Source organism: Methylobacterium frigidaeris, from assembly GCF_022179185.1.
GTDB lineage: Bacteria > Pseudomonadota > Alphaproteobacteria > Rhizobiales > Beijerinckiaceae > Methylobacterium > Methylobacterium frigidaeris.
The window spans coordinates 1-265 of record NZ_BPQJ01000226.1 but is presented as its reverse complement, the minus strand read 5'-3'; the positions used below and the strand labels follow the sequence as shown (position 1 = coordinate 265).

Annotated in this window: 1 protein-coding gene; it reads left to right on the top strand. The window is 69.1% G+C overall.

The window, feature by feature from the left end; genetic code table 11:
• Nucleotides 1-36: 36 nt before the first annotated feature.
• Nucleotides 37-265 (top strand): bL17 family ribosomal protein (locus MFF64_RS36955; protein WP_238194015.1); only part of this gene is annotated, 229 nt, incomplete at its 3' end.

The window sequence follows — 265 nt, the reverse complement described above, 5'->3', positions numbered from 1 at the left end:
CTGATACGGCCGGGGCAGACACCTAGGAGAAACACCATGCCGAAGCCCACCAAGGGTGCCCGTCTGGGCGGCAGCGCCGCGCACGAGAAGCTGCTCCTCGCGAACCTCGCGAAGTCGCTCTTCGAGCACGGCCGCATCACCACGACCGAGGCCAAGGCCCGCCGCCTGCGTCCGGTCGCCGGGCGGTTCATCACCAAGGCCAAGAAGGGCCGCATCCACAGCCGGCGCCTGGTGCTGCGGTCCAGCACGGACAAGAGCAACGTGG